This is a genomic window from Pseudorhizobium xiangyangii, from assembly GCF_020531965.1.
GTDB classification, from domain to species: Bacteria; Pseudomonadota; Alphaproteobacteria; order Rhizobiales; family Rhizobiaceae; genus Neorhizobium; species Neorhizobium xiangyangii.
The window spans coordinates 33,186-58,217 of the sequence record NZ_JAJAWH010000010.1; the positions used below are offsets into that span (position 1 = coordinate 33,186).

Annotated in this window: 23 protein-coding genes; 10 read left to right on the forward strand and 13 right to left on the reverse strand. The window is 62.7% G+C overall.

The window, feature by feature from the left end:
- Positions 1-6: 6 nt before the first annotated feature.
- The 3 genes from LH464_RS10800 to LH464_RS10810 all read right to left on the reverse strand — a co-directional run bounded on the left by LH464_RS10800 (position 7) and on the right by LH464_RS10810 (position 4,879).
- Positions 7-3,465, reverse strand: coding sequence for a chromosome segregation SMC family protein (locus LH464_RS10800; RefSeq protein ID WP_226786389.1), 3,459 nt, complete (start codon positions 3,463-3,465; stop codon positions 7-9).
- Between the two features lie 63 nt (positions 3,466-3,528).
- A complete protein-coding gene (locus LH464_RS10805; RefSeq protein WP_226786390.1) occupies positions 3,529-4,227 on the reverse strand; it encodes a DsbA family protein in 699 nt (232 codons plus the stop codon).
- 142 nt (positions 4,228-4,369) lie between these two features.
- Positions 4,370-4,879, reverse strand: a complete 510-nt coding sequence (locus tag LH464_RS10810) for a DUF721 domain-containing protein (RefSeq protein WP_226786391.1) — start codon at positions 4,877-4,879, stop codon at positions 4,370-4,372.
- A 134-nt stretch (positions 4,880-5,013) separates the two neighbouring features.
- Between LH464_RS10810 and mutY the strand changes: the two genes are divergently transcribed.
- Both mutY and LH464_RS10820 read left to right on the forward strand, forming a co-directional pair.
- Positions 5,014-6,096, forward strand: a complete 1,083-nt coding sequence (gene mutY, locus LH464_RS10815; RefSeq protein WP_226786392.1) for an A/G-specific adenine glycosylase — start codon at positions 5,014-5,016, stop codon at positions 6,094-6,096.
- Positions 6,097-6,108: 12 nt separating this feature from the next.
- A complete protein-coding gene (locus tag LH464_RS10820) occupies positions 6,109-6,723 on the forward strand; it encodes an HAD family hydrolase (RefSeq protein ID WP_226786393.1) in 615 nt (204 codons plus the stop codon).
- Between the two features lie 140 nt (positions 6,724-6,863).
- Here LH464_RS10820 and LH464_RS10825 read toward each other — a convergent pair whose 3' ends face one another.
- The 3 genes from LH464_RS10825 to LH464_RS10835 all read right to left on the reverse strand — a co-directional run bounded on the left by LH464_RS10825 (position 6,864) and on the right by LH464_RS10835 (position 8,828).
- Complete coding sequence (locus LH464_RS10825; protein ID WP_226786394.1) at positions 6,864-7,994, reverse strand: site-specific DNA-methyltransferase; 1,131 nt, start codon at positions 7,992-7,994, stop codon at positions 6,864-6,866.
- A gap of 124 nt (positions 7,995-8,118) precedes the next feature.
- Positions 8,119-8,505 carry an antibiotic biosynthesis monooxygenase family protein gene (locus tag LH464_RS10830; RefSeq protein ID WP_226786395.1) on the reverse strand — a complete coding sequence of 129 codons (387 nt, stop codon included), beginning with the start codon at positions 8,503-8,505 and terminating at the stop codon, positions 8,119-8,121.
- A complete protein-coding gene (locus LH464_RS10835) occupies positions 8,502-8,828 on the reverse strand; it encodes an NIPSNAP family protein (RefSeq protein WP_226786396.1) in 327 nt (108 codons plus the stop codon). The genes LH464_RS10830 and LH464_RS10835 overlap by 4 nt, the downstream gene beginning before the upstream one ends.
- Before the next feature lie 70 nt (positions 8,829-8,898).
- On the opposite strand from LH464_RS10835, the gene LH464_RS10840 reads away from it, so the two are divergent.
- A complete protein-coding gene (locus tag LH464_RS10840) occupies positions 8,899-9,582 on the forward strand; it encodes an ArsR/SmtB family transcription factor (RefSeq protein ID WP_226786397.1) in 684 nt (227 codons plus the stop codon).
- Positions 9,583-9,658: 76 nt separating this feature from the next.
- Positions 9,659-10,348, forward strand: coding sequence for an HAD family hydrolase (locus LH464_RS10845; protein ID WP_226786398.1), 690 nt, complete (start codon positions 9,659-9,661; stop codon positions 10,346-10,348).
- 65 nt (positions 10,349-10,413) lie between these two features.
- Here the strand turns inward: LH464_RS10845 and LH464_RS10850 are convergent, their stop codons facing one another.
- Complete coding sequence (locus tag LH464_RS10850; RefSeq protein ID WP_226786399.1) at positions 10,414-13,401, reverse strand: autotransporter outer membrane beta-barrel domain-containing protein; 2,988 nt, start codon at positions 13,399-13,401, stop codon at positions 10,414-10,416.
- A gap of 133 nt (positions 13,402-13,534) precedes the next feature.
- Positions 13,535-13,966, reverse strand: a complete 432-nt coding sequence (locus LH464_RS10855; protein ID WP_226786400.1) for a PilZ domain-containing protein — start codon at positions 13,964-13,966, stop codon at positions 13,535-13,537.
- 254 nt (positions 13,967-14,220) lie between these two features.
- On the opposite strand from LH464_RS10855, the gene thrC reads away from it, so the two are divergent.
- The 4 genes from thrC (at position 14,221) to LH464_RS10875 (ending at position 20,596) form a co-directional block, all read left to right on the forward strand.
- Positions 14,221-15,618, forward strand: a complete 1,398-nt coding sequence (thrC, locus tag LH464_RS10860; protein ID WP_226786401.1) for a threonine synthase — start codon at positions 14,221-14,223, stop codon at positions 15,616-15,618.
- A gap of 27 nt (positions 15,619-15,645) precedes the next feature.
- Positions 15,646-16,944: a M16 family metallopeptidase gene (locus LH464_RS10865; protein WP_226786402.1), complete on the forward strand. Its 1,299-nt coding sequence runs from the start codon at positions 15,646-15,648 to the stop codon at positions 16,942-16,944.
- Between the two features lie 137 nt (positions 16,945-17,081).
- The gene (locus LH464_RS10870; RefSeq protein ID WP_226786403.1) at positions 17,082-17,693 is read left to right on the forward strand and encodes a GNAT family N-acetyltransferase; all 612 of its coding nucleotides are present in this window, start codon (positions 17,082-17,084) and stop codon (positions 17,691-17,693) included.
- Positions 17,690-20,596, forward strand: coding sequence for an EAL domain-containing protein (locus tag LH464_RS10875; RefSeq protein ID WP_226786404.1), 2,907 nt, complete (start codon positions 17,690-17,692; stop codon positions 20,594-20,596). The genes LH464_RS10870 and LH464_RS10875 overlap by 4 nt, the downstream gene beginning before the upstream one ends.
- An 85-nt stretch (positions 20,597-20,681) precedes the next feature.
- Here LH464_RS10875 and LH464_RS10880 read toward each other — a convergent pair whose 3' ends face one another.
- Together LH464_RS10880 and LH464_RS10885 are read right to left on the reverse strand one after the other, a co-directional pair.
- Positions 20,682-20,873 (reverse strand): CsbD family protein, encoded by a 192-nt coding sequence (locus LH464_RS10880; RefSeq protein ID WP_226786405.1) that lies wholly within the window; start codon positions 20,871-20,873, stop codon positions 20,682-20,684.
- A gap of 88 nt (positions 20,874-20,961) precedes the next feature.
- Complete coding sequence (locus tag LH464_RS10885) at positions 20,962-21,564, reverse strand: YqgE/AlgH family protein (protein WP_226786406.1); 603 nt, start codon at positions 21,562-21,564, stop codon at positions 20,962-20,964.
- A gap of 158 nt (positions 21,565-21,722) precedes the next feature.
- Here LH464_RS10885 and LH464_RS10890 point away from each other — a divergent pair, with 158 nt between their 5' ends.
- Together LH464_RS10890 and LH464_RS10895 are read left to right on the forward strand one after the other, a co-directional pair.
- A complete protein-coding gene (locus LH464_RS10890; RefSeq protein WP_226786407.1) occupies positions 21,723-22,577 on the forward strand; it encodes a protein-disulfide reductase DsbD domain-containing protein in 855 nt (284 codons plus the stop codon).
- 56 nt (positions 22,578-22,633) lie between these two features.
- Positions 22,634-23,119: a peroxiredoxin gene (locus LH464_RS10895; RefSeq protein WP_226786408.1), complete on the forward strand. Its 486-nt coding sequence runs from the start codon at positions 22,634-22,636 to the stop codon at positions 23,117-23,119.
- Positions 23,120-23,175: 56 nt separating this feature from the next.
- Here LH464_RS10895 and LH464_RS10900 read toward each other — a convergent pair whose 3' ends face one another.
- From LH464_RS10900 to LH464_RS10910, 3 genes are all read right to left on the reverse strand, one after another.
- Complete coding sequence (locus LH464_RS10900; RefSeq protein WP_226786409.1) at positions 23,176-23,484, reverse strand: Dabb family protein; 309 nt, start codon at positions 23,482-23,484, stop codon at positions 23,176-23,178.
- A 91-nt stretch (positions 23,485-23,575) separates the two neighbouring features.
- Positions 23,576-24,016: a ribonuclease HI gene (gene rnhA, locus LH464_RS10905; protein WP_226786410.1), complete on the reverse strand. Its 441-nt coding sequence runs from the start codon at positions 24,014-24,016 to the stop codon at positions 23,576-23,578.
- Positions 24,013-24,990 carry a homoserine kinase gene (locus tag LH464_RS10910; RefSeq protein WP_226786411.1) on the reverse strand — a complete coding sequence of 326 codons (978 nt, stop codon included), beginning with the start codon at positions 24,988-24,990 and terminating at the stop codon, positions 24,013-24,015. The genes rnhA and LH464_RS10910 overlap by 4 nt, the downstream gene beginning before the upstream one ends.
- Positions 24,991-25,032: the final 42 nt, after the last annotated feature.

Consider the following 25,032-nt stretch of genomic DNA (forward strand, 5'->3'; position numbering starts at 1 on the left):
GGTGGATCAGACCGCCTCGCGCAGTTGTTCGGCGGTCTGCAGATCCACGGAAACCAGCTGCGAAACCCCCTGCTCCGCCATGGTGACGCCGAACAGGCGGTTCATGCGCGCCATGGTGATGGGATTGTGGGTGATGATGACGAAGCGCGTTTCCGTCGATGCCGCCATCTCGTCCATCAGGTTGCAGTAGCGCTCGACATTGTGGTCGTCGAGCGGCGCGTCCACCTCGTCCAGCACGCAGATCGGCGCCGGATTGGTGAGAAAGACGGCGAAAATCAGCGCCATGGCAGTAAGCGCCTGTTCGCCGCCCGAAAGCAACGTCATGGTCTGCGGCTTCTTGCCCGGCGGGCGGGCAAGGATTTCCAGTCCGGCTTCCAGCGGATCGTCGGATTCGATCAGTTGCAACTCGGCGGTGCCACCACCGAACAGATGGGTGAAGAGACGCTGGAACTCGGTGTTCACCACGTCGAAGGCGGCGATCAGCCGCTCGCGACCTTCGCGGTTGAGGTTCTGGATCGCGCCGCGCAGCTTGCGGATCGCATCGATGACGTCATCGCGCTCGCGGGTCAGCATGTCACGCTTCTCCGAAAGCTCCTGCTGTTCCTCGTCGGCGCGCAGGTTGACGGCGCCGAGGCGCTCACGCTCCATCTTCAACCGGTCCACCTCGCGCTCGATGTCGCGGACATCGGGAAGCTCCGCTGCGGGCGTCAGCCCGGCGATGCGCAGGACCTCGTGCGGCGGCACGCCCAGCGCTTCCTGAATGCGAAGCTCGCTGTCGTGGCGGCGTTCGGCGGCGGATACGAGGCGCTCTTCGGCGCGACCGCGCTTCTCGCGCGCTTCCGCAAGGTCGGAGAGTGCTGTCGTTGCCACCCGGTCCGCATCGCGCTGGCGGGTTTCGGCCTCGACCAGCCGATCCCCGGCTGCCTTGCGTGCCTCCTCGGCCTTCAGGAGTTCAGACTGCAGGGTACGGCGGCGATCCTCGAATTCCTCCGGTGCCGCCTCCAAGTCGGCGATTTCCTCGCGGGCCTCTTCCTCGCGCTCGCGAAGCGTTGCCACATGATCCTCGGCGCTCGCCGCCCGCGCCTGCCAGGCCGAGCGCTCCTGCGCGATCGCGGCCAGCCGCCGGCGCCGAGCCTCGGTTTCCCGGCTCAGCCCTTCATAACGGGCTCGCGCCTCGGCCAGCACGCCACGATCGGTCGCCACGGCCACCTGCTGTTCACGCAGCCGCTCATCGACGGAGGAAAGATCGGGGGCATCCTCCAGCTCGACGCGCGCATTCTCTTCCTGGAGCAGAACCTCGTCGATCTGCGACCTGACCTGGTTTACGGCTTCGGTGACCACATCGCGCCGGCGAAGCAGGTCTCCCGCCGCCCGTTCGGCCAATGCCAGCGCATCGCGCGCTTCAGTCAGCTGTCGGGTGGCGATACGGCTGCGGTCGCGGGCATCGGCAAGGCGGGCCTCTTCGCTGGCGATGCCCGAGGCTGCAACGGCCAGAGCGTCCTCCGCATCGGCCAGCATCACCCGCGCCTCATCCAGTTCGCCATCGAGTTCGGCGAGACGGTTCCTCTGGGCCAGCCGAAGTGCTGCGGCGCCCGGAGCTTCCGAGCCCGAGACGTGCCCATCCCAGCGATAGACGGCGCCTTCCAGCGTCACCAGACGCTGGCCCGGCTTCAACTGCGACATGAGACTTTGCGCAGTGCCCGCAGCGGCGATCCCGATCTGGGAGAGGCTGCGCCTCAATTCCGGTGGAGCAGAAGCATGTGCGAGCAACGGTTCGCAGCCGACAGGAAGAGATGGATCCTCCGACGCGCCGGTCAGGGTCCAGTGAGCGGGGGCCGCAGGATCGATGGAGCTTTCCAGATCATCGCCCAACGCCGCACCGAGTGCCGCCTCGTAACCGCGATCGACCCGGATGGCATCCGCCACCGGCGCGAAATCTCCGGACACCTCGCCCGCCGTCAGCATTTTCGAGATCGTGCGGGCTTCCGCTTCCAGCCCGTTCAGCCGTGACCGGGCGGTCTCCAGCGGACCGCGCGCCAATTGCTCGGCAGCGCGCGCCTGTCCAAGCGCTGCTTCGACCTCTTCGGCGAAAGCCATGACCCCTTCCACCGCAAACTCCGCCGTTTCGACGGCTTCCTGCCTTTCAGCAGGGTCGTCGAGCGCCGACAGTTTTTCGGTGACGGCCCCGAGTTCCGCCTCCGCATCGTGCAACTGGCGGTCGAGCCTCTGGCGGCGTTCGCCAAGATCACGGATCAGGCGATCGAGCTGGCTTCGGGAGGCTGCTGCCTCCGCCCTTTCGGCAGTTATCGCCGCAAACAGGCTTTCACTTTCGCCAAGGGTCGCAGCCGCACCTTCGAAGGCTTCGCGCAGTTCATCAGCTTCAGCACCGGAATCGGCGAGGATGTCGTTGATCTCCTGCTCTTCCTCGCCAAGCTTTGTGAGGAAGGAGGCATTGTCCATGACGAGCCGCTCCTCGCGGCGGATGTCCTCGGCGAGCTGGAGAAGGCGGCGGCTCAGTTCGTCGCGCCGCTTCATCAGACGGCTTGCCTCGTCGTCGAGCTGGGTCCGGGCGATCTGGATGCGTTGCAGGGCCGCCCCTGCCCTCGCCTCCTCGTCCCGCAGCTCCGGCAGCTTCAGGCTGGCAATGGCCTGCGCCTTCGCCGCCTCCATCTGAACCTGAGCCTTTTCCGCCACCACGACGGTCGCCTGTCTCAAGGCGCTGTTTGCCTCGACCTCCGCTTCATTCGCCTGGGCCCAGCGGATATGCAGCAGCATGGCTTCGCGGGCGCGGATATCCGCCGACAGCATCTTGAAACGGTTGGCCTGGCGCGCCTGGCGCTTCAGGCTGTCGATCTGGCTTTCGAGCTGGGTAACGACGTCTTCCAGACGCTCCAGATTGCCTTCTGCGGCGCGAAGCCTGAGTTCGGCCTCATGGCGGCGGGAATGGAGGCCGGAAATGCCTGCCGCCTCTTCCAGCAATTGGCGGCGCGCCTGAGGCTTGGCGTTGATAAGCTCGCCGATCCGCCCCTGCCCGACCATGGACGGCGATCGCGCGCCGGTCGATGCGTCGGCGAACAGCAGCTGGACGTCCTTGGCGCGGGCTTCCTTGCCGTTGATGCGATAGACAGAGCCGTTCTCGCGCTCGATGCGGCGCGACACCTGGATCTCGTCGGAATCGTTGAAGGCGGCCGGCGCAGTCCTGTCGGAATTATCGAGAAACAGCGCGACTTCGGCGGTGTTGCGGGCCGGCCGATGGCCCGAACCGGAGAAGATGACGTCGTCCATGCCGGACGCGCGCATGTTCTTGTAGGAGTTTTCGCCCATCACCCAGCGGAGCGCTTCGACAAGGTTGGACTTGCCGCAACCGTTCGGGCCGACGACGCCGGTCAGGCCTCGCTCGATGATGAATTCCGTAGGTTCGACGAAAGACTTGAACCCGACGACGCGCAGCCTGTTGAACTTCATGCCGCGCCCCGGAAAGAAGCGGCGGACACGGGTGTGCCGCCGCCGCTCAATTCATGAACGGTTTCAGAGCAAGCTGTCGATAAGAGCCGACATGCTTTCAACAGACAGGGCCCCCGCATAGCGCTTGCCGTTAATCAGGAAGGTCGGCGTCGAACTGACGCCAAACTCGTCGGCACCGCGCTTCATTGTTGCATTCACATCATCGAGAAGTTGCTGGTTCGTCAAGCAGGCCTGGAAACTCTCCTGTGAGAAACCGGCCAGTTTCGACATCTGCAGCAGTGCCGCACGGCCATCTTCCGCCGCAGCCCAGGTCTGCTGTTGCTTCATCAGCATCGAGACCATCGGATAATATTGCGCCGGCGTGCTTGCCTCGGTCGGCTTTGCCGGGTTGCAGCGGGCGAGCATGAAGGCAGCCGCAGCGCGCGGATCGAACGGGAACTCGCGGACGATAAAGCGCGCCTTGCCGGTGTCGATGTACTTGGTCTTGATCTCGTCGAACGTGGTGTTGTGGAAGGTGGCGCAATGCGGGCAGGTCATCGACATGTACTCGACGATCGTGACCGGCGCGTTCTCCTCACCGATGACCATTTCCGGCAGCGGACCCGGCTTCAGCACTTCGGCCATGTCCACGTCACCCTGGGACTCGGGCAGTTCCTGCGCGAACGCCTGCGTCGCGCTGAGCGGCAGTGCCAGGCTAAGCGCGGTGACAGCTACGCCGCCCAGGAGGGCGCGCCGGGTAAAGGTGGTGTCGGTCATCATCATCAGATACCTGCCTTGGAGTACAAAAAGCTTGTCATTCCGTATCGCGCCAACCGCACCGGAACAAGGTGGCGGTCGGCGAAATCCTTCAAAGCTTTGTGACATCCGCAAGCTGAACGAATTCTGTACGGGAGCTGTGCCGCGTTCAGCGCTTCTTCTGCATGACGGCCGTACCGAGGCGGGCGACGGCCTTCTTCAGCGCTTCGCTCTCGATCCCTTCCATCATCCCCTCCAGCCGCTTGGCGGCTTCACCCTTAAGAGGCGGGGGCGCGCGCCGGTGCTTGACGGCCTGGGATACCGGCTTCTGCACGATGCGGATCTGGCGGACGGCCGGAAAGCCGAAGAATGCGTTGATGCGGGCGATCAGCTCGCCCTGCGTATGGGACAGGAAAAGTGCCCGCGACCCTTCGCAGGCAATCGTTAGCACGCCCGGCTGGTAGCCTCCCGCATCGTCGGAGGCATCGCGGCGCGGCCAGGCGATCTTTTCCGGCCGCGAGCAATCGGCGAACTGCTCACCGGCGATCTCGTCCCAGGATCCGAGAAGGGCCGTCGAAATGCCCGCGCGTCGTGCCAGAACCGGATCGATGATGCCATTGGCGATCTCGGCGATCTGGAGCACGCGTTTCGAACGGAACGTCTTTTTTTCAAAGGCCAAATCAGATCCTTCCCGTGCAGCGCCTGCCAGAACTGCAGATGCCGCCGGTTGATGAGTGCCGGCTCTTTCGTTGACGCAGTGAGCTTCTGAGCGATAGGACAGCCTTAGACCAGAAGCACAGGCATTTCCAGCACGTGAACGAACCCCAAGGCATCATCCCGCAACTGCTCGCATGGTATGACATCCATCATCGCGAATTGCCCTGGCGCGTCTCGCCCAGGGCCGCGGCCAACGGGGTCCGACCGGAGCCGTACCATATCTGGCTGTCGGAGGTCATGCTGCAGCAGACCACGGTACAGGCGGTCAAACCTTACTTCGCGAAGTTCCTGAACCTCTGGCCGACCGTGAACGACCTGGCGAAGGCTCCTACCGACGGCGTGATGGCCGCATGGGCCGGGCTCGGCTACTATGCGCGAGCCCGCAATCTGAAGAAATGCGCCGAGGCGGTCACTGCCGATCACGGCGGGATTTTTCCGGATACGGAAGACGGCCTGCGCACCCTTCCGGGCATCGGAGATTATACGGCGGCAGCGGTTGCGGCGATCGCGTTCAACCGGCAGGCGGCGGTGATGGACGGCAATGTGGAGCGTGTGATCTCGCGCCTGTTCGCCATAGACGCACCGCTTCCCGGATCCAAGCCCGCGATGAAGCGCAAGGTCGTCGAACTGACGCCCAAGGATCGCCCCGGAGATTTTGCACAGGCGATGATGGATCTCGGCGCGACCATCTGCACGCCGAAGCGGCCGGCCTGCGCCATCTGTCCCATCGCCAGGCACTGCCTGGCGCTGGCCGAGCACGATCCTGAGTGCTTTCCGGTCAAGGCGGCGAAGAAGGAGAAGCCGGTTCGCTTCGGAGCTGCCTTCGTTGCCGTCAATGACGAGGGCGAAATCCTCTTGCGCCGGCGGATCGAGAGCGGTCTCCTGGGCGGCATGACGGAAGTGCCGACCACGGCATGGACGGCCCGACAGGACGGTGGGCAGACGGTAGAGCACGCCCCTTTTGACGCCGGCTGGCAGGCTTGCGGAACAGTGACGCACGTCTTCACGCATTTCGAACTGCGGCTCTCGGTGTTTCGCGCGCAGACCATCGCCGCCGAAACGCGCGATCAAGGATGGTGGGAGCCGGTGGCCACGCTGGAAACCCAGGCGCTTCCGACCGTCATGAAAAAGGTAATTACCCAGGCTATCCCACTCGCCTTCGAGAAAAACCCGAACTAGCAAGGAACCAGAATGGCAGGCCCGATCAACCACATCGTCTTCGACATCGGCAAGGTCTTGATCCACTACGATCCCAGCCTTCCCTACCTCCGCCTCATTCCCGACGAAGACGAACGCCGGTGGTTCTTCGACAATGTCTGTACCCATGAATGGAACCTGGAGCAGGACCGTGGCCGGACCTGGGAAGACGCCGAAGCGCTGCTCCTGGAGCGTTTTCCGGACCGGGAAGAGCACATCCGCGCCTTCCGGCAATACTGGCCCGAGATGGTGCCTCACGCCTATGAGGACAGTGTTTCGATCATGGAAAAGTTCATTGCGGACGGTCGGGACGTGACCATGCTCACGAATTTCGCGGCCGACACCTTCAGCCACGCCCGCGTGCTTTATCCCTTTTTGAACAAGCCGAGAGGCGTGACTGTCTCCGGGGAGATCAAGCTGATCAAGCCGGATATCGCGATCTACGAAAAGCACGCGCGAGACTTCGGGCTGGAGCCCGCATCGACCTTGTTCATAGACGATTCCGCGGCAAACGTGGAAGGTGCACGCACCGCCGGCTGGCACTCGGTTCTGTTTACCGATGCCGCACAGCTGAAGAAGGACCTCGCGACCTTCGGCCTCGAGGTCTAGGACCAATAGATGACGCCCGGAGGTCAGCCTCCTCCGGGCGTCATTTTCCCCCTCCCGGGACTAGAGGTACAAAAACCGGAAGGGGAATTCGTGATCTGGCGGGGAGCAAAAGGAAATCCTTTGCTCTTGACGGTGGATCGTCAGTCGAGTTTTGCCAGACCGTTGCGGATGATAGCCCGCAGGTCGTCGATGGGCTTGAGCGCTTGCCCGTCGTCGAAGTGCCAGAACGTCCAGCCATTGCATGCATCAAGGCCCTGCACTTGCGCGCCAAGGCGGTGAATGGAGCCTGCCGCTCCGCCGGAGGCAAGCGTGCCGTCTGCCCGGACGATTGCGCTCCAGCGGCGCCTGGCATCCGTGAGGACCTGTCCCGGCTTCACGAGACCGCTCTCGACCAGCGTGTTGAAGGCGACGCGTGGCTCTGCCCTCTTGCCGGTCATGACGGTCAGTTCGGCCTTGCCAAGCGGCTCGACCCCAGCGATGCGGGCGGATGCCGCATCGATGTAATCCTGCTCGCGCTCGATGCCGACGAAGTTGCGGCCGAGGCGCTTGGCGACAGCGCCGGTCGTTCCCGTACCGAAGAACGGGTCGAGGATCACGTCGCCGGGCTTGGTGGACGCCATGATGACGCGGGCAAGCAAAGCTTCCGGCTTCTGGGTAGGATGAACCTTCTTGCCGTCATCGCCCTTCAGCCGTTCGCCGCCGGAGCAGATCGGGAAGAGCCAGTCAGAGCGCATCTGCACGTCGTCGTTCGAGGCCTTCAGCGCATCGTAGTTGAAGGTATAGCCCTTCGCCTTGGCATCGCGGCTGGCCCAGATCATGGTTTCATGGGCGTTCTGGAACCGGCGGCCCTTGAAGTTCGGCATCGGGTTGGTCTTGCGCCAGACGATATCATTGAGGAGCCAGAAGTTCAGGTCCTGCAACATGGCGCCGACACGGAAGATGTTGTGGTAGGAGCCGATCACCCAGATGGTGCCATTCGGCTTCAGCACGCGGCGGCAGGCCAGCAGCCAGGCACGGGTGAACGCATCATAGGCCTGGAAGGAGGCGAACTGATCCCAGTCGTCGTCGACCGCATCGACCAGCGACTGATCCGGGCGGTGAAGCGCGCCGCCGAGTTGAAGGTTGTACGGAGGATCCGCGAAGATCGCATCGACCGATTGGTCGGGCAGCGCTTCCAGCGCTGCGACGCAATCGCCCTTGATGATCGTATTGAGCCAGGTGCCCGGCCGACCCTGCTGACGCAGATCGGCTAGCGGAAGAACTGCTGCCATGGGATACTCGCTGTTACGCTTACTCGGGACTGTTTTACTCCCTGTTATGGTTACCTATCTTGGTTACCAAAGCCTGAAGGCAGCTGACGATTTCAGGAAAATATGCCGAAGCTGGCAATGGCCTTCATCCGCCAGTCGGCATCACGACAAGCGCCTCGCGCTCACGCGGGCCGTGCACCGCCTTGCTGTCATCCGGCGCCTCCTCGCGCTCGAACATGCCGTAGTCGCGGACCACATGGCCGATCCGCAGCCGATAATCGGCAAAAACGCCGTTACGGCCTGCCTGCTGGGCTTGGCGATGGGCCTCCAGATTGCGCCAGGTCCGAATGGCTTCCTCGTCGCGCCAGAAGGACAGGGACAGGATCTTGCCGCGCAGCGTTAGGCTTTCGAAGCGCTCGATCGAGATGAAACCGTCGATGGTTTCCAGTTCGGTGCGAAGTTCTCCGGCCAGGTCCAGGTACCTGTGGCGCTCGCCCACATAGGGCACGACCTCGAAGATGACGGCGATCATGGCTTCACCACGCTGTGCGGCAGGGACATGTTCTTGAGGAAGATGCGATCCTCCCTGAGGATGAACCGCTCGCGCCTGGCGAATTCATAGTTCTCTTTCCCCAGAGGATCTTGCGCCAGTCGCCCACGGTAGGCTTCATAAGCAGCAAGGCTCTCGATGTTGTAGACGCCGTAGGCGGTCGTCGACGACCCTTCGTGCGGGCCGAAATAGCCGACAAGGTCGGCGCCGCAACGCGGTATCGCCTGTCCCCAGTTGCGCGCATAGTCGCCGAAGGCCTCCTTGCGAAAGGGATCGATCTCGTAGCGGATGAAACAGGTGATCATCGTTTTCTCCTTCATTGCCACTGCAGGATAGCGGCTTGCTCCACCGAAATGCTTCGGCTACGATCGAAGTATGAAGGAAGGCCCAGACATTGCCCGCATCGGAACGCTGATCGGCGATCCCGCCCGCGCCAACATGCTGACGGCGCTCATGGGCGGACAGGCGCTGACCGCCACCGAACTTTCGCAGGCCGCCGGCGTGACGCTGCAGACGGCCAGCTCGCATCTTTCCAAACTGGAGGACGGCGGGCTCATCGCGCAACGCAAGCAGGGCCGGCACCGCTATTTCGCGCTGGCGGATGCCGCGACCGGCACGCTGCTCGAAGCCATCATGGGTTTCGCGGCAAGCCGCGGACATCTGCGCAATCGCCCCGGTCCGAAAGACCCGGCGCTGCGCAAGGCGCGCATCTGCTACGACCACCTGGCGGGCGACTACGGCGTTCGCATGCTCGACAGCTTTATAAGCCGCAGGGCGATCCGGAGCGACGGCGAGACGCTGACGATGACCGAGCACGGCCAGTCCGAACTGGCCAGTATCGGCATCGACGTGGCGTCACTGACCTCCAGCCGGCGGCCGCTTTGCAAATCCTGCCTCGACTGGAGCGAACGGCGTTCGCACCTGGCGGGAACGCTCGGCAAAGCGCTGCTGTCGCATTTCCTCGCGGAAGGCTGGGCGAAGCGCCGCGACGATAGCCGGGCCATTCAGTTCACCAAGACCGGCGAAAGCCGCTTTTTGGCCCTCTTTCCATCGGAATAGAGCCTTCCTACATTGTGGCCGGCGACGGCCTCGTGTAGAGCCTCCCGCATCCCAATTCCACCGAGAGCATTTCATCATGAGCGGTTTCGACCTCATCATCTTCGATTGCGACGGCGTGCTCGTCGATTCCGAAATCATAGCGGCCCAGGTCGAGTCCCGGTTGCTGACCGAAGCTGGCTACCCGATCAGCGTCGAGGAGATGGGCGAGCGCTTTGCCGGCATGACATGGCGCAACATCCTGCTGCAGGTCGAGAAGGAAGCCGACATCCCCCTCTCCGCCTCGCTTCTGGACAAGTCGGAAAAGCTTCTCGACGCCCGGCTGGCGCGCGACGTGAAGATCATCGACGGCGTCCGGCTTGCGCTGTCGCGCCTGACGACGCAGCGCTGCATCTGCTCCAATTCCAGCACGCACCGTCTCGACATGATGCTGGAGAAAGTCGGGCTCAAGCCATACTTTGCGCCGCATATCTTCTCGGCCAAGGATCTCGGGCCGGACAGGGTGAAGCCGAAGCCCGATATCTTCCTTCACGCCGCCGAGAAGTTCAACGTCTCGCCGGGCAACGTCCTGGTGATCGAGGATTCGGTTCACGGCATTCACGGCGCAACCGCCGCCGGCATGCGCGTCGTCGGCTTCACCGGCGCGTCGCACACCTATCCGAGCCATGCCGACCGCCTGACCGATGCCGGTGCCGAAACGGTGATCTCGCGCATGGCGGATCTGCCGGCCGTCGTGGCAGCGCTGTCCGAATGGGCCGGCGCGGTCTGATACTCCTACAGCCGCGTTGCGCCATTCCCGGCGCACCGCGGCAATAGAATTTTTAGCCTGTGGGGCTAGAAATTGACCGTCAGGTTGGCCCGCGCGGCGTGGAACGCCGCGCCGTCGCCGAACTCGCCGGCATAGGTCAGGCTCAGCCGGGCGGACTTGGAGAGCTTGGCGGAGACGCCGGCCTCGACCACCAGCGCATCACGCGGCATCGTCACGCCCTCGATCAGGAACGGGCTGCCACCGGCAAAGGCAAGGCGCGTGGAAGGCGACAGGTCGCCAAAGGCATGGCGCCAGCCCAGCATGCCCGAAACCACCACAGGCCATTCATCAACTGGCAAGTCCGCCGACCAGCGCAGGCCGAATGTCGCCATCGTCACATCGTCCGAGCCGCTGGCGGCCGACAGTGCCGCCGCACCACCACTCTCGTGGAAACCGTCCGTCTCGATATTGACGTAGGCAATGTTTGCGAAGGGCTGCAGCACGATCGCATCCGCCTCCATGGTCCAGGAAAGATCCGCAAAAAATTGCGTGGTGGCGCTGTCGTAATCGGCCCTCAGGCGATCGGAGAACGAGCCGAAAGAAATGCCGCGATCCGTCGAGGCGTCGTTGCGGGAATAGATCGCACCACCGGCAAGATCCAACGGCCCGAGATCGCCGGTCGCATAGAGGCCGACATGGTAGGACGCCACTTCCGCCTGCGAGCCTGCCTCGGCATGACTGTAACCGAGGATGCCCCCTAGCCTCCATTGATCGGACACCGCCGCATCGGCTCCGACGATCACGCCTGCCGTATCGCCATCGATACCCGCCGCATTGCCATCGCTCGAAAGCCGGCTCGTCGCCACATAGCCCGAGGTCCAGAAGGTTGCGCCTTCAACCTCCTGAAGACGCGTGTCGCTGGCCGGTTTCATCCGGTCAACTATTGCCTCGCGGGGGAAGCGGCTGTCCCACAACAACTGGCTGTTCAGCGAGGCATGCGCCTCACCGCTCAGCTGCGAGAAGGCATCGCCCGCGGTCAGGACATCCAGTGGCAGGACGGCGAGAAAGAGTGCGTTCGTGGAACCCAGCGCTTCGACGGCATTCGCGGTGGAACGGCCGTTGTCCGTCAAGGCCACATCCGCGAACGCGACATCGTTGCGATGGAGGCCGAGTTCCACACGTGTCGGCACGTAGGTCAGGATCGGCGACAGGAAGGCGAAATCGCTGGTGACGGCATCGAAGGCGCCCGTCACGCTGCTCGCAGTCAGGATCGTGTAGTCGGTCTGAAGGCCAAAGAGGCCGCTGCCGGCGAGGATCTCCAGAGTGCCGCCCTCGATGACGAGCGCTCCGGCCGCATCGACGCGGTCGGAGAGACCGGTCGCGTCGATATCGACCCGATAGATCGATCCGGAGCGGAAGGTGAGGTTGCCGTTGACCGCGACGACCTGAATGCCGGGGCCCGGCGCAAGCACACCAGCCGAATTCACGGTCAGGGCGCCCATGTCGCCGCTGCCGGTCAGCAGCCCGCCGTCAAAGACATCGATCGCACCGACGACCGTGCCGTCATTTACCAGCGAACCGCCCGTGACCGTCGCCGAGCCGCTGATCGTGCCGGTGTTGGAGAACATGCCGGCGCTGTTCGTCAACGAGGCGACGGTTCCATCGTTCGAGCCAGTGCCGGCGTTCGCCACCGCACCGGCGACAGCGCCACCATTGTTCGTGAAAGAGCCGCCTGCGCCAATGTCGACATCTGCGACGGTCGCGTTGTTGACGACGTTCCCGCCCGAAACGGTCGTTGTGCCGGTCACCGTGCCGCCGCCGTTATTGGTGAAGGTTCCACCCGTGTTTTGCAGAGACGCCACGGTGCCGGCGTTCGACGTGCTGCCGGCGTTCGTGACGGCACCCGCCGTCGCCCCGCTGTTGTTGACGAGAACGGCGCCGGCCGCGATGTCGGCTGCCGTGATGACGAAGTTGTTCGTGACGGTTCCGCCCGAAACGGTTGCCGTTCCGGTCACCCTGCCGCCGGCATTGTTGGTGAAACTGCCGGCGTCGTTTCGAAGCGACGCGATGGTGCCCGCATTCGACGTGGTTCCGGAATTCGTCACCGCTCCGGCGGTCGAACCGGAGGCGTTGGTGAAGGTGCCTGCGGTACCGACGCCGACGGAGCCCAGCGCCGCATTGTTCGTGACGCTGCCGCCCGCGATCGCTGTTTGGCCAGTCACCCTGCCGCCGAAATTGTTGGTGAAGCTTCCGGCGTTGTTCTGCAGCGACGCGATCGCGCCGGCGTTCGACACCGTGCCCGAATTCCTGACGGTCCCGGCAGATGCGCCGGTGTTGTTCGTGAACGCCGCGCCAGCCGCCACATCTGCTGCCGTGATGACGAAGTTGTTCGTAACGCTGCCGCCGGCGACAATCGTGTTGCCGCTGATCACGCCGCCAGTGTTGTTGGTGAAGTTTCCCGCCGTGTTGGTCAGCGAGGTGATGGTGCCGGCATTGGACGCGGTACCTGCATTCGTGACGGCACCGGCGGTTGCACCGCTGTTGTTGACGAATGTTCCGCCGGCCGAGACATCGACACCGCCCACGCGCCCGTTATTGGTCAGCGATGTGGTGTTTCCGATCGCAGCGCTTCCCAGCGTTCCATCCACGGAAACGCCGCCGCTGTTCAGTGTCAGCCTGCCGTTCAGGTCGCCGTCGATGGACAGTCCGCCGCCGTTCAGTTCGACGTCCGAGTTTAGAACGCCGCCCGCATTGATGCTGATACTGCCGGAATTGACCGTGCTGCCGCCCGTGACCGTCAATTCTCCGGTGTTGGTGACCGTGACATTGCCACCGTCCACGTCCATTTCGGTAATGACGAAATTATTGGTGACCTGTGGAGAGCCGGTGTTTACCGCCGCCGCATCATCCGGCCCCGGCGGACCGGGTACCCAGTTGGAACCATTGCTGAATTCGTTGTCGGCATTGCCCGTCCATACGGACTGGGCAAGCGCGGGCGCTGCCAGAGCGATCGAGGCAAGTGCCGTGAAAAGCCCGAGGCGGCGGGAAAATTCCGGAAGCTGTGGTTTCTCCATGGACAGCTCGATGCTAACGAAAGCCCACCACACGCAGCGGGTTTCTTAACAATCCGTAGCTGTCTATGGTTAACGAAGCCCTAACTGAGGCTTCGCTAATGGATCGCCGGCGCGAACCGGTCGGCCGTTTCCACTACCGCTTCGCAGCGGTCTCGAAGCCCAGCCGCACGCGCGTGAAGCGCGATGCGCCACCCTGAGCGTTGGGGATCTGGACGTCGGCCTTGCTGAAGATGAACTGGTTTCCGCCGGTCGTCACTTCCACCGGGAAGCTCACCTTCTGCGAGTAGATGACGTCCTCGCCATCGACCACTTCGACCAGCACCGGAAGGCTCACCTGCCCCGGGGTCGCCACCGGGCCGGCCACGACCCGACCCTGGGCCACGACATTGATCGTCATGGTCGTTTCATTAGCCGTGCACTGGCGCGTCGCTTCCGCAAGCGAGGCCTGGTACATCAGCTTCTCCGGATTATCCTGACCGCCGCGCGCATAGGCACGGTGAACGGCACCCTCTTCACGCATCACGACCGGCGGGCAAAAGGCCTGCACGACAGGAGCAGCAGCCACCTGCGCTTCCGCGGCGGGGGCGGCCTCGGTCAGCCCGGACGTTGGAGAGGAAGAATTGCAGCCCGCAAGGACTGCCAGGAACGATACGGACAAAAGACTGCGCGCTACTGTGCCAACCACTGAACTCAACCCTCTCAACATCTTCCCAATCCCGCCTGCGGTGTGCCGAAAGATGCTCTCTTCCGACCTTTCGCAGCCCATTTTCCTGGTCTATATCAGCGGCGCGAATAAAAATCGATTGGGGATTGAAGGTAGTGGAATACATTTCTACCCGCGGAGAGGCTCCTGCTCTCGGCTTCCGTGACGCGCTGATGGCCGGCCTCGCCCGAGATGGCGGGCTTTATGTGCCGCGTGAATGGCCAACGCTGACGAAGCGTGAGATCCGGGCGCTGCGCGGAAAACCCTACCAGGAAGTCGCATTCGAAATCCTCCGCCGCTTTACCGGCGACGAGATTCCCGCCGACAGCCTGCGGTCGATGATCGACGAGGCCTATGCGACGTTCCGTCATCCGGCGGTTGCCCCGCTGGTCCAGACCGGCCCGAACGACTTCATACTCGAACTCTTCCATGGCTCGACGCTCGCGTTCAAGGACGTCGCCATGCAGCTCCTTGCCCGGCTGATGGACTATGTCCTGGCAGAGCGCGGGGAACACGCCACGATCGTCGGCGCGACCTCCGGCGATACGGGCGGCGCGGCGATCGACGCGTTCGCGGGTCGGGACCGTACCGACATCTTCATCTTCTTTCCCAAGGGCAAGGTTTCGGCCGTGCAGCAGCGGCAGATGACCACCTCGACGGCATCCAACGTGCATGCGGTCGCGGTCGAAGGGAATTTCGACGACTGCCAGAACCTGGTGAAGGAGATGTTCAACGACGCGACCTTCCGCGATCGCGTGAAGCTCTCCGGCGTCAACTCGATCAACTGGGCGCGCATCATGGCGCAGGTGGTCTATTACTTCACCGCAGCAGTTTCGCTTGGCGGACCGGATCGGAAAATCTCCTTCACCGTGCCCACGGGCAATTTCGGCGATATTTTCGCCGGCTATGTCGCCAAGCGCATGGGCCTGCCGATCGAGCGGCTTGTGATCGCCACCAACGACAACGACATTCTCGCTCGCACCCTCAAGACCGGGCGCTACGAGATGCGCGAGGTGAAGGCCACGACCTCGCCGTCGATGGACATCCAGATCTCATCCAACTTCGAGCGTTTGCTGTTCGAAACCCATGGCCGCGATGCATCCTTCGTCCGCGCCGCCATGTCGGGCCTCAAGCAATCGGGCGCCTTCGAGATCCAGGCGGACGTGCTGAAAGCGATCCGCAGGGAGTTCCGTGCCGGCCGAGCCACCGAAAAACAGGTGGCGGCAACGATCCGCGAGACCCTATCCGAGACCGGATATCTTCTCGACCCGCACACGGCGACGGGCGTTTTCGTGGCGAAAAAGAACGCAAAATCAACGAGCCCCATGGTGACGCTGGCGACAGCGCATCCGGCCAAATTCCCGGCCTCGGTAAAATCCGCTTGCGGAATTGAACCAGCCCTTCCATCATGGCTAGCCGATCTTATGACCAGGGAGGAGCGCTTCGACATCCTGCCTGCCGAGCTCAAGGCCGTCGAAAACTTCATCGGCGGTCGTGCACGTGCGGGCAAGTGAGTGGCGGCAGCGCCAGAAAGACAAGCGATGAATGTACAGGTAACCCGGCTTGCGTCCGGGTTGACAGTCGTTACCGAGGCAATGCCCCATCTGGAGAGCGTCGCACTTGGAGTGTGGATCAAGTCCGGCTCGCGTAACGAAACAGAAGACGAGCACGGTATTGCTCATCTTCTCGAGCACATGGCCTTCAAAGGCACCTCGCGCAGAAGCGCGCGTGACATCGCCGAGGAAATCGAGAATGTCGGCGGCGAACTGAACGCCGCCACCTCCACCGAGACGACATCCTATTACGCCCGCGTCCTGAGGGACGACGTGCCGCTTGCGGTGGATATCCTGGCGGACATCCTGACGGAGTCCGTCTTCGACGAGGAGGAGTTGCGGCGCGAGAAGCACGTCATCCTGCAGGAGATCGGCGCGGCGAACGACACGCCGGACGACGTCGTCTTCGACAAGTTCTCGGAAATCGCCTATCTCGGCCAGACGATCGGCCGTCCGATCCTCGGCACGCCCGATACGGTGCAAAGCTTCACCTCCGGCCAGATCCGCAACTATCTCTCGCGCAACTACACGACAGACCGGATGTTCGTCGTGGCCGCCGGCGCCGTGGACCATGACGTATTCTGCAAACAGGTCGAGCAGCGTTTCGCGACCCTGCCGCTGACGCCAAGCGCCCCACCCGTCCTAGAGGCTGCACGGTATATCGGCGGCGACGTGCGGGAAGTGCGCGATCTGATGGACGCGCAGCTTCTGATCGGCTTCGAAGGCAAAGCCTATCACATGCGGGACTTCTATTGTTCCCAGATCCTTGCCAACATCCTGGGTGGCGGCATGTCGTCACGATTGTTTCAGGAAGTGCGTGAACATCGCGGTCTCTGCTATTCGGTCTATGCCTTCCACTGGGGCTTTTCCGATACCGGCATCTTCGGGATCCACGCCGCAACCGGCGGCGACGATATTCCCAACCTGCTTCCTGTCGTGATCGAGGAACTGCGCAAGGCGTCGGACAAGATCCACCAACAGGAAATAGACCGGGCACGCGCGCAGATCCGCGCGCAGCTCCTGATGGGCCAGGAAAGCCCGGCCGCACGCGCCGGCCAGATCGCCCGGCAGATGATCCTCTACGGCCGCCCGATCCCTAACCCGGAGATGATGGAACGGCTCGAGGGCATCACCACCGAACGGCTGACGGATCTTTCCGGGCGGTTGTTCTTCGACACTGTTCCCACCCTTTCAGCCGTCGGGCCGATTGAAAAGCTGGTTTCGATGGAGGAAATCTCCCGCTCGCTCACCCAGCCTTCAGGAAATGCCCAACGAATTGCTGGCTGAGACCAAATGCGCAGCATGACGGCGGGATGCATCTGAGATACCCCGCCTTCGGCCGCGAAAACGACTGCCGGCCCAACCGGGGCGGCATCCCCATAGACCGGGCGCGTTCGTCGCTCGAACATCCTCTGGAGTGGGACATGGCGAAATCGGTTTTTCGGTTTTTGTCACGGCGGCAGGAAAGCCCCCTCCTCCACGGCGATTCCCATTCCCTTCGCCTCGCCCGGTATTCAGATTTTGGCCAGTGGCTGATCCTGCGCACGGAGAGCCGCGCATTCCTGCAGCCTTGGGAACCGACCTGGCGCGACGACGAATTGTCCCAGTCGTCGTTCCGCGCACGCGTCAATCGCAGCATTGAAGAATACAGGGCTGGCTACGCCGTGCCTCTGCTTGTCTTCGACCGATCGCAGACGACGCTGCTCGGGGGATTGACCATCGGCTACATCCGGCGCGGCGCGGCACAGAGCTGCATGATCGGCTACTGGATGGGGGAGCGACATGCCGGCCAGGGGCACATGCTGGCCGCCCTCAAAATTGCCATTCCCTACATCTATGGCCAACTTCAGTTGCACCGGATTGAAGCAGCCTGTATTCCCGACAACTGGAAAAGTGTCCGGTTGCTGGAAAAGGCCGGGTTCGAGCGAGAAGGCCTTTTGCGAAAATATCTCAAGATAAACGGGGAGTGGCGCGACCACGTGATGTACTCCCGCCTGACTGAACATGACGAAACCGGGAAGATGACGCAATCATGAACGTCCGCTTCCCTGCTATGGCAACACTCCGGCCCTTACTCATCCTGCTGGTGGCTTTGGCCGCCGCGCTCGTGGCGCAGATGCCGACGGCAATGGCCGCCGAGCCGGTGAAGATCTCGCGCGATGACAACGCTCTCGACCTCACCGAGATGACGGACATCTACACCAACCAGGGCGAAGCCTTTCAGGTTTCGACCGCCGCTGGCGCCGACGGGATACGACGGCGCATCGAGGTTCAGTCGAGCTCGCCGACACACCAGGGGGACTGGGCGGTCTTTTCCCTGGCCAATGTTTCCGAAGAGCAGCTCGAACGCGTCATCGTCGCACCACATTTCCGGATGGTCGGATCGAAGATGTTCTGGCCGGACCTCGGCTCCCAGCGCATCATCGCCATCACGCCGAGCGAAGGCTTCGCGCTGGACCGCGAGCAGAGCCCGGATGCCGACGTCTTCCGCATCACGCTCAATCCCGGCTCGGTCATCACCTTTGTGGCGGAACTGGCGACACCGTCGCTGCCGCAGCTCTATCTCTGGGAACCGGCGGCCTACAAGGATACCGTCAACGCCTTCACCCTTTACCGTGGCATCGTGCTCGGCATTGCAGGCCTGCTCGCGGTTTTCCTCACCATTCTCTTCGTGGTGAAGGGAACATCGATGCTGCCGGCGGCGGCCGCACTCGCCTGGGCGGTGCTCGCCTATATCTGCGTCGATTTCGGCTTCCTCGACAAGCTGATCAGCATCACGGCCAGCGACCAGCGGGTCTGGCGAGCCTGTGCGGAAGTGGCGCTGGCCTCAAGCCTGGTGATATTCCTCTTCACCTATCTCAACCTCAATCGATGGCACGTCCATCTCGGCTATGCGACCTTCGCGTGGATCTTCTGCCTCACCCTCCTGTTCGGCGTGGCGATCTACGATCCGTCCATCGCCTCGGGCATTGCGCGGCTTTCCTTCGCGCTGACCGCGACCGCCGGCATATTGCTGATCATCTATCTCGGGCTGAACCGCTACGACCGGGCCATCCTGCTCGTGCCGACCTGGGCGCTGATCCTCGTCTGGCTGTTCGGCGGATGGCTGACCGTGACGGGACAGCTGGACAACGACATCATCCAGCCTGCTCTCGGCGGCGGTCTCGTTCTGATCGTGCTGCTGATCGGCTTCACCGTCATGCAGCACGCATTCGCGGGCGGCGCGTACCAGCAGGGCCTATTCTCCGATCTCGAACGGCAGTCGCTGGCGCTGACCGGCTCCGGCGACATCGTCTGGGACTGGGATGTGGCCCGCGACAAGGTCGTCACGACGCCCGACATCTCGGCAAAGCTCGGCCTTGCCGGCGGCACCATGCACGGGCCGGTCCGCAACTGGCTGCCGCGTCTGCACCCGGACGACCGCGACCGCTTCAAGGCGACGCTGGACGTTCTTCTCGAGCACCGGCGCGGCCGGTTGAGCCACGAGTTCCGAATCCGCGCCGAAGACGGCCATTTCCACTGGCTGCAGATCCGGGCCCGGCCGGTCCTTGGCTCGAACGGCGAGATCATTCGCTGTGTCGGCACGATCGTCGACATCACCGAGCAGAAGAACTCCGTCGAGCGGCTGCTGCAGGATGCGATGCACGACAACCTGACGGGCCTTCCGAACCGGCAGGTCTTCCTCGACCGCCTGCAGGCCGTGCTGACGCTGGCCGTCAGCAGCGACAATGTCCGTCCCACGGTTCTGGCGATCGATATCGACCGCTACAAGCAGGTCAACGACGCGCTGGGCATTGCGGCTGGAGACAACATCCTGATCGCGCTGACGCGTCGGCTTCGCCGCCTCCTGCGGCCGCAAGACACCCTAGCGCGGCTTTCCGGCGACCAGTTCGGACTGATCCTCGTCTCGGAACAGGACCCGGCCAAGGTGGCGGATTTTGCCGACGCCGTGTCGAAGGCAGTCATGGTCCCCATCAATTTCGCCAACCGCGAAATCATCCTGACGGCGTCGATCGGACTTGCGTCCTGGGTCGATCAGCAGGAAAGCTCAACCGAGCTTCTCAGCAACGCCGAACTGGCGATGTACCGCGCCAAGCGTGGCGGCGGGAACAGGGTCGAGCCTTTCCGGCCGATTTTCCGCACCTCGGGTACCGACAGGCTGCAGATCGAGACGGACTTGCGCCGCGCCATCGAGCGGAAGGAATTGTCGCTTGCCTACCAGCCGATCATCCGGCTGACTGACGGCGAGATCGCTGGTTTCGAGGCACTGATGCGCTGGGAACATCCCCGTCGTGGAAGCGTACCTCCGTCGGAATTCATTCCGATCGCGGAGACATCCGGCCTGATCAGCGAGCTTGGGATGTTTGCGCTTGAGCGTGCCGCCGCGGACCTGATCAACTGGCAGAAGCAGACAGGCAGACTTCCAATCTTCGTGTCGGTCAACCTGTCGAGCGCGCAGGTGCTCAACAACAACCTCTACAACGAGGTGCGCGCACTTCTGGCCAAGAGCGAATGCGACCCACAGCAGCTCAAGCTCGAACTGACCGAGTCGATCATGATGGAAAACCCGGAGCAGGCACGCCTCGTGCTGACGAAGCTGAAGGAGGTGGGTATCGGCCTTGCCCTCGACGACTTCGGGACCGGCTATTCGTCGCTCGCTTATCTGACGCAGTTCCCGTTCGACACGATCAAGCTCGACAAGGCGCTTGTCCGTGACGTGCGCGAGAAGCGCGCGGTCCTCCTGCGTTCCGTGATCGCGATGGCGCGCGCGCTGGAAATGGCGGTCGTGGCCGAAGGGATAGAAACGGACGAGGATGCCACGGAACTCGGAAAGATGGGCTGCCAGTTCGGCCAGAGCTTCCTGTTTGGCCCGCCCACCACCGGTGACGCCACCTTGCGACTGCTGAAGGAACGTTTCCCGCTGACCAAGCGAGCCTGACGCCCACTATCCCCCTGGGCTATCTAACAAAGAAAACCCGCGTCGTTACCGACGCGGGTTTTGTCTATCAGGGTGCTCGCTTCGATCAGGCGCGATCGACGACCTTCTTGACCGCTTCCTTGGCCTCGCCCTTGGCCTGCTGGGCATGACCCTTGGCTTCCTGGCCGGCACCGCGCGCTTCCATTTCGTGATTGTCCACCGCGTCGCCGACTGCCTGCCGTGCCTTGCCAGCCAGTTCGTTGGCCTTACCTACCACCTTGTCGCTGGTGCTACCCATTTCGCTCTCCTTCATGCAGGTCCTTCATTGGACCGGTCTTTAGAAGAACGCCGGTGAACGCCGATCGTTCCGCAGCAATGAGCGTGCGTCAGGCATGACCTGCGTCGGTGGAGAGGGCTTCCGGCGTAATCCCCATCAAGGCAAGGGCACGCTCGTACTTGTTGTCGAGTGTCCGGTCGAAGATGATTTCGTCGCTGGCCGGGCAGTTCAGCCAGCCGTTGTTGGCAAGTTCCAGCTCAAGCTGCCCTGGACCCCAGCCCGCATAGCCGAGCAGCATCGTGGCCTGCTTCGGCCCCTTGCCCTCGCTGATGGCACGGACGATATCCAGGGTCGCGGTCAGCGACACGTCATCGTTTACCGGAATGCTGGATTCGCTGACATAATCGTCGGTGTGAAGGACGAAACCCCTCCCCGTTTCGACCGGTCCGCCCACCAGCACGGGCAGCTGGCGAACCGCCTCCGGCAGAAATGGAATGCGCTCCTTCTCCAGCATGTTGAGGTGCATCAAAAGGTCGATGAACGAGATCGGCTGCGCCCTGTTGATCATGAAACCCATCGCACCGGCAGGCGAGTGCGCGCAGATGTAGATGACGGACCTTACAAAGTTGCCGTCCTGCAGTCCCGGCATGGCAATCAGAAACTGACCGTCGAGGAAGCCTCGCTCGTGGGTATCCTGGAGAGACACGACCATACACACCTCCTTTGCGGCCCTTATCCGCCTTTCGGCAGAAACGAGATTGCTCCTTCAGAGAAGATGGGGCACTGCCTGACTGCAATCAACCAAAAATGATCAGGACGGATGACCCGGAACTGGCTTGGACAGGTCAGTTCCGGTAAAGCATTGCCTCCATGATACCTATTCCAGCCAGACACGTTTTCGCGAGCCGTCCCGCACGGGCCATCCTTATCGTTCTTGCAGCGACAACCGTTGCGCTTTCCGCCGCCCAGGCAGAGATGACGCCGTGGGCGACGAACGAAGGCGGACGCATGCGCCTGCTGGCTTTGCCGCCGGCCAGCGACGGAACCGTGCGTGGAGCGCTGCAGATCGAGCCCAATCCCGGCTGGATGACCTACTGGAAGGAACCCGGAGACGCCGGCATCCCTCCGCAGTTGACCCTTCAGCAAGAGGGTGGCGTCACGCTGAAGCAGCTCGCCTACCCCGTTCCCAAGCGGATCGACAATGGCGATCTGAGGGATATCGGCTACGACCACGCCGTAACGCTTCCCTTCGAACTGAAGGTCGAGGATGTAACGAAGCCCGTGAAGCTGGGCGTTTCGGCGTTCGTGGGTCTCTGCCGCAATATCTGCATCCCCTTCCAGGCGGATTTCGCCCTCAATCTTGCGGAAGACGGCGCGACGCCTGTGGAAGAGGCCATGCTGCTGGCCGCGGCCGAAACCAAGCTGCCGGAGAAGCCGTCCGAGGACTTTGCGCTCACCGACCATTCGCTTGTCGGCAGCGATGTTCTTTGGCTCAAGTTTCGGCTGCCTGAGGCGGCAAAAGCCACCCCGCCACAGGTGTTCGTAACCGGCCCGGAAGGCCATGCGTTCTTCGACAGCAGGAACGAACAGCGCGAGGGCGACCAGTACGCGCTGGAAATCCCCATCGAGAAGCTGCCGAAGGGTTATGACATCAGCGGTAAACGCTGGGGCATCCTGGTGGTTGCCGGCAACCGTTCCATGGAAACCTCGCTTGCCTTCGACTAGGCGCGATTTATAGTGCCTGTACTGGCGCAAGGCGCCTAGCTTACCAGGAGATGCATATGACGATCGCGATCGGCGAAACGCTGCCCAACGCAACCTTCAAGGAAAAGACGGCCGACGGCCCGGTGGAAATCACCACCGACGAGCTTTTCAAGGGAAAGCGCGTGGTCCTCTTCGCCGTCCCCGGCGCATTCACGCCCACCTGCACGCTCAACCATCTGCCGTGTTACCTTGAGAACCGCGACGCGATCCTGTCACGCGGGATCGACGATATCGCGGTCATCGCCGTCAATGACTGGCATGTCATGGGCGCGTGGGCGCAGGCCTCCGGCGGCATGGGCAAGATTCACTTCCTCTCCGACTGGGACGGCTCCTTTACCAAGGCGCTCGGCCTCGATGTCGATTTGTCCGCCGCCGGCCTCGGCGTCCGTTCAAAGCGTTATTCGATGCTGGTCGAGAATGGCGCGGTGAAGTCGCTGAATGTCGAGGAAAGCCCCGGCCAGGCCACCGTCTCCAGCGCGGCTGCGATGATCGAGCAGCTCTGAGACGGGAACAGTACCCATCCGCATAGCAAAACGGAGCCCCAGGGCTCCGTTTTCATTTACACGTCCATGTCGAAGACCATCAGTCCGCCAAGACCCCCGTCGGTCGCGGCGACAATCCGGTCCCCCAGGGCGACATGGTCCGGATGCACGAGATAGGCATCCCGCGCCTCTGCATTCTCGAAGCTGACGATGAACCCGTCGCGGAAGCCGCCGTTCAGGCTTTCGGGGGAAACGTTAGGGCCGGATTTAACGTCGAGTATGCCCGGCGTGACATCCTTCAGGGCGACAAGCGAATCGTAGATCGCCTGCTTTTCAGCCGCCTGGGTCGCAGTCTTGAACCTCAGAAACACACAGTGAAGGATCATGTCGTTCGTCTCCCGCCTGATTTATTTTTGCCGGCGAGAATAGCTTTCGCCGGCTGTTTCACAAGGGCGGGCACGCCCAAGCCAAATCTTGTCATCGCGTCTTGAACGGCGCCATGCCGAGGCGGGCAAGCTCGTCGGCCCGCTCGTTCTCCGGATGCCCCGCGTGGCCCTTGATCCAGTGCAGCGTCACCTTGTGGCGGTTGCGCGCCTCTTCCAGCTGCTGCCACAGTTCGGCGTTCTTGACCGGCTTCTTGTCGGCCGTCTTCCAGCCGTTTTTCTTCCAGCCGAAGATCCACTTGGATATGCCGTCCTTGACGTAGGCGCTGTCGGTATAAAGATCGACCTCGCACGGCGTCTTGAGCGCATTCAGCGCCTGGATCGCCGCCATCAACTCCATGCGATTGTTGGTCGTGTCAGGCTCGCCGCCGTACAATTCCTTCTCGGTTTCGCCATAGCGAAGGATCGCGCCCCAGCCGCCCGGGCCGGGATTGCCGGAGCATGCACCGTCGGTGAAGATGTCGATATGCTTCATGAGGCAACTTCCAGCGCGAGGCCGTATTCGACGCTGGAGGCGACCGCCCGGTGGAAGCGGAGCTTCCTGAGGTATTCGAGCGGATCCTTCTTCACCACCAGCGCGCCCGCGGGGGTGGTCAGCCAGTCATAAAGGCGCGTCAGGAAAAAGCGCAGGGCCGAACCGCGGCAGAGGACAGGGAGAGCCTCCCTTTCCAGTGCCGAAAGCGGACGGACAGCGTCGTATCCCTCCAAAAGCGCCCTGCCCTTGGTGATGTTGTAGGAGCCGTCCTTCTCGAAGCACCAGGCATTGAGGCAGATGGCGACGTCATAGGCGAGCATGTCGTTGCAGGCGAAGTAGAAGTCGATCAGGCCGGAGAGACCGTCGCCAAGGAAGAAGACGTTGTCCTGGAAGAGGTCGGCATGAATGACGCCGGCCGGGAGGTCCGCTGGCCAGTGATTTTCCAGGAAGGAAAGTTCGGCGGTGATCTCGTCCTGCAGCCCGGTTTCTACCTCGTCGGCGCGACCGGCGGATTTCTGCCACAGCGTCTTCCAGCCTTCCAGCGACAACGCATTCGGGCGCTTCAGCTCGAAGCCCTCGCCCGCCAGGTGCAATTCGGCGAGCGCCTTGCCCACCTCGCGGCAATGCCTGGCTTCGGGCTTTCTGAGCCACATTCCCTCCAGGAAGGAGATCAGTGCGGCCGGCCGGCCGGAGAGTTCACCCAGCAAGTTGCCGTCGTGGCGCGGCAGGGGCAGCGGGCATGACAGGCCGCGCGCCGCGAGGTGATGCATGAGCCCGAGGAAGAACGGCAGGTCCGACTTCTCGACACGCTTTTCGTAGAGCGTCAGGATCAGCGGATCGCGCGTCGTATGCAGCAGGAAGTTAGAGTTCTCCACGCCCTCGGCTATGCCCTTGTAGGAGGTGAGCTCTCCGACATCATATTGGGTGAGGAAGGCTTTGAGGTCGTCTTCGGTAATGTCGGTATAAACGGCCAACTCGGTCTCTCGTGCTCAATCTGGTCAGTGGTGTGGTGTTGT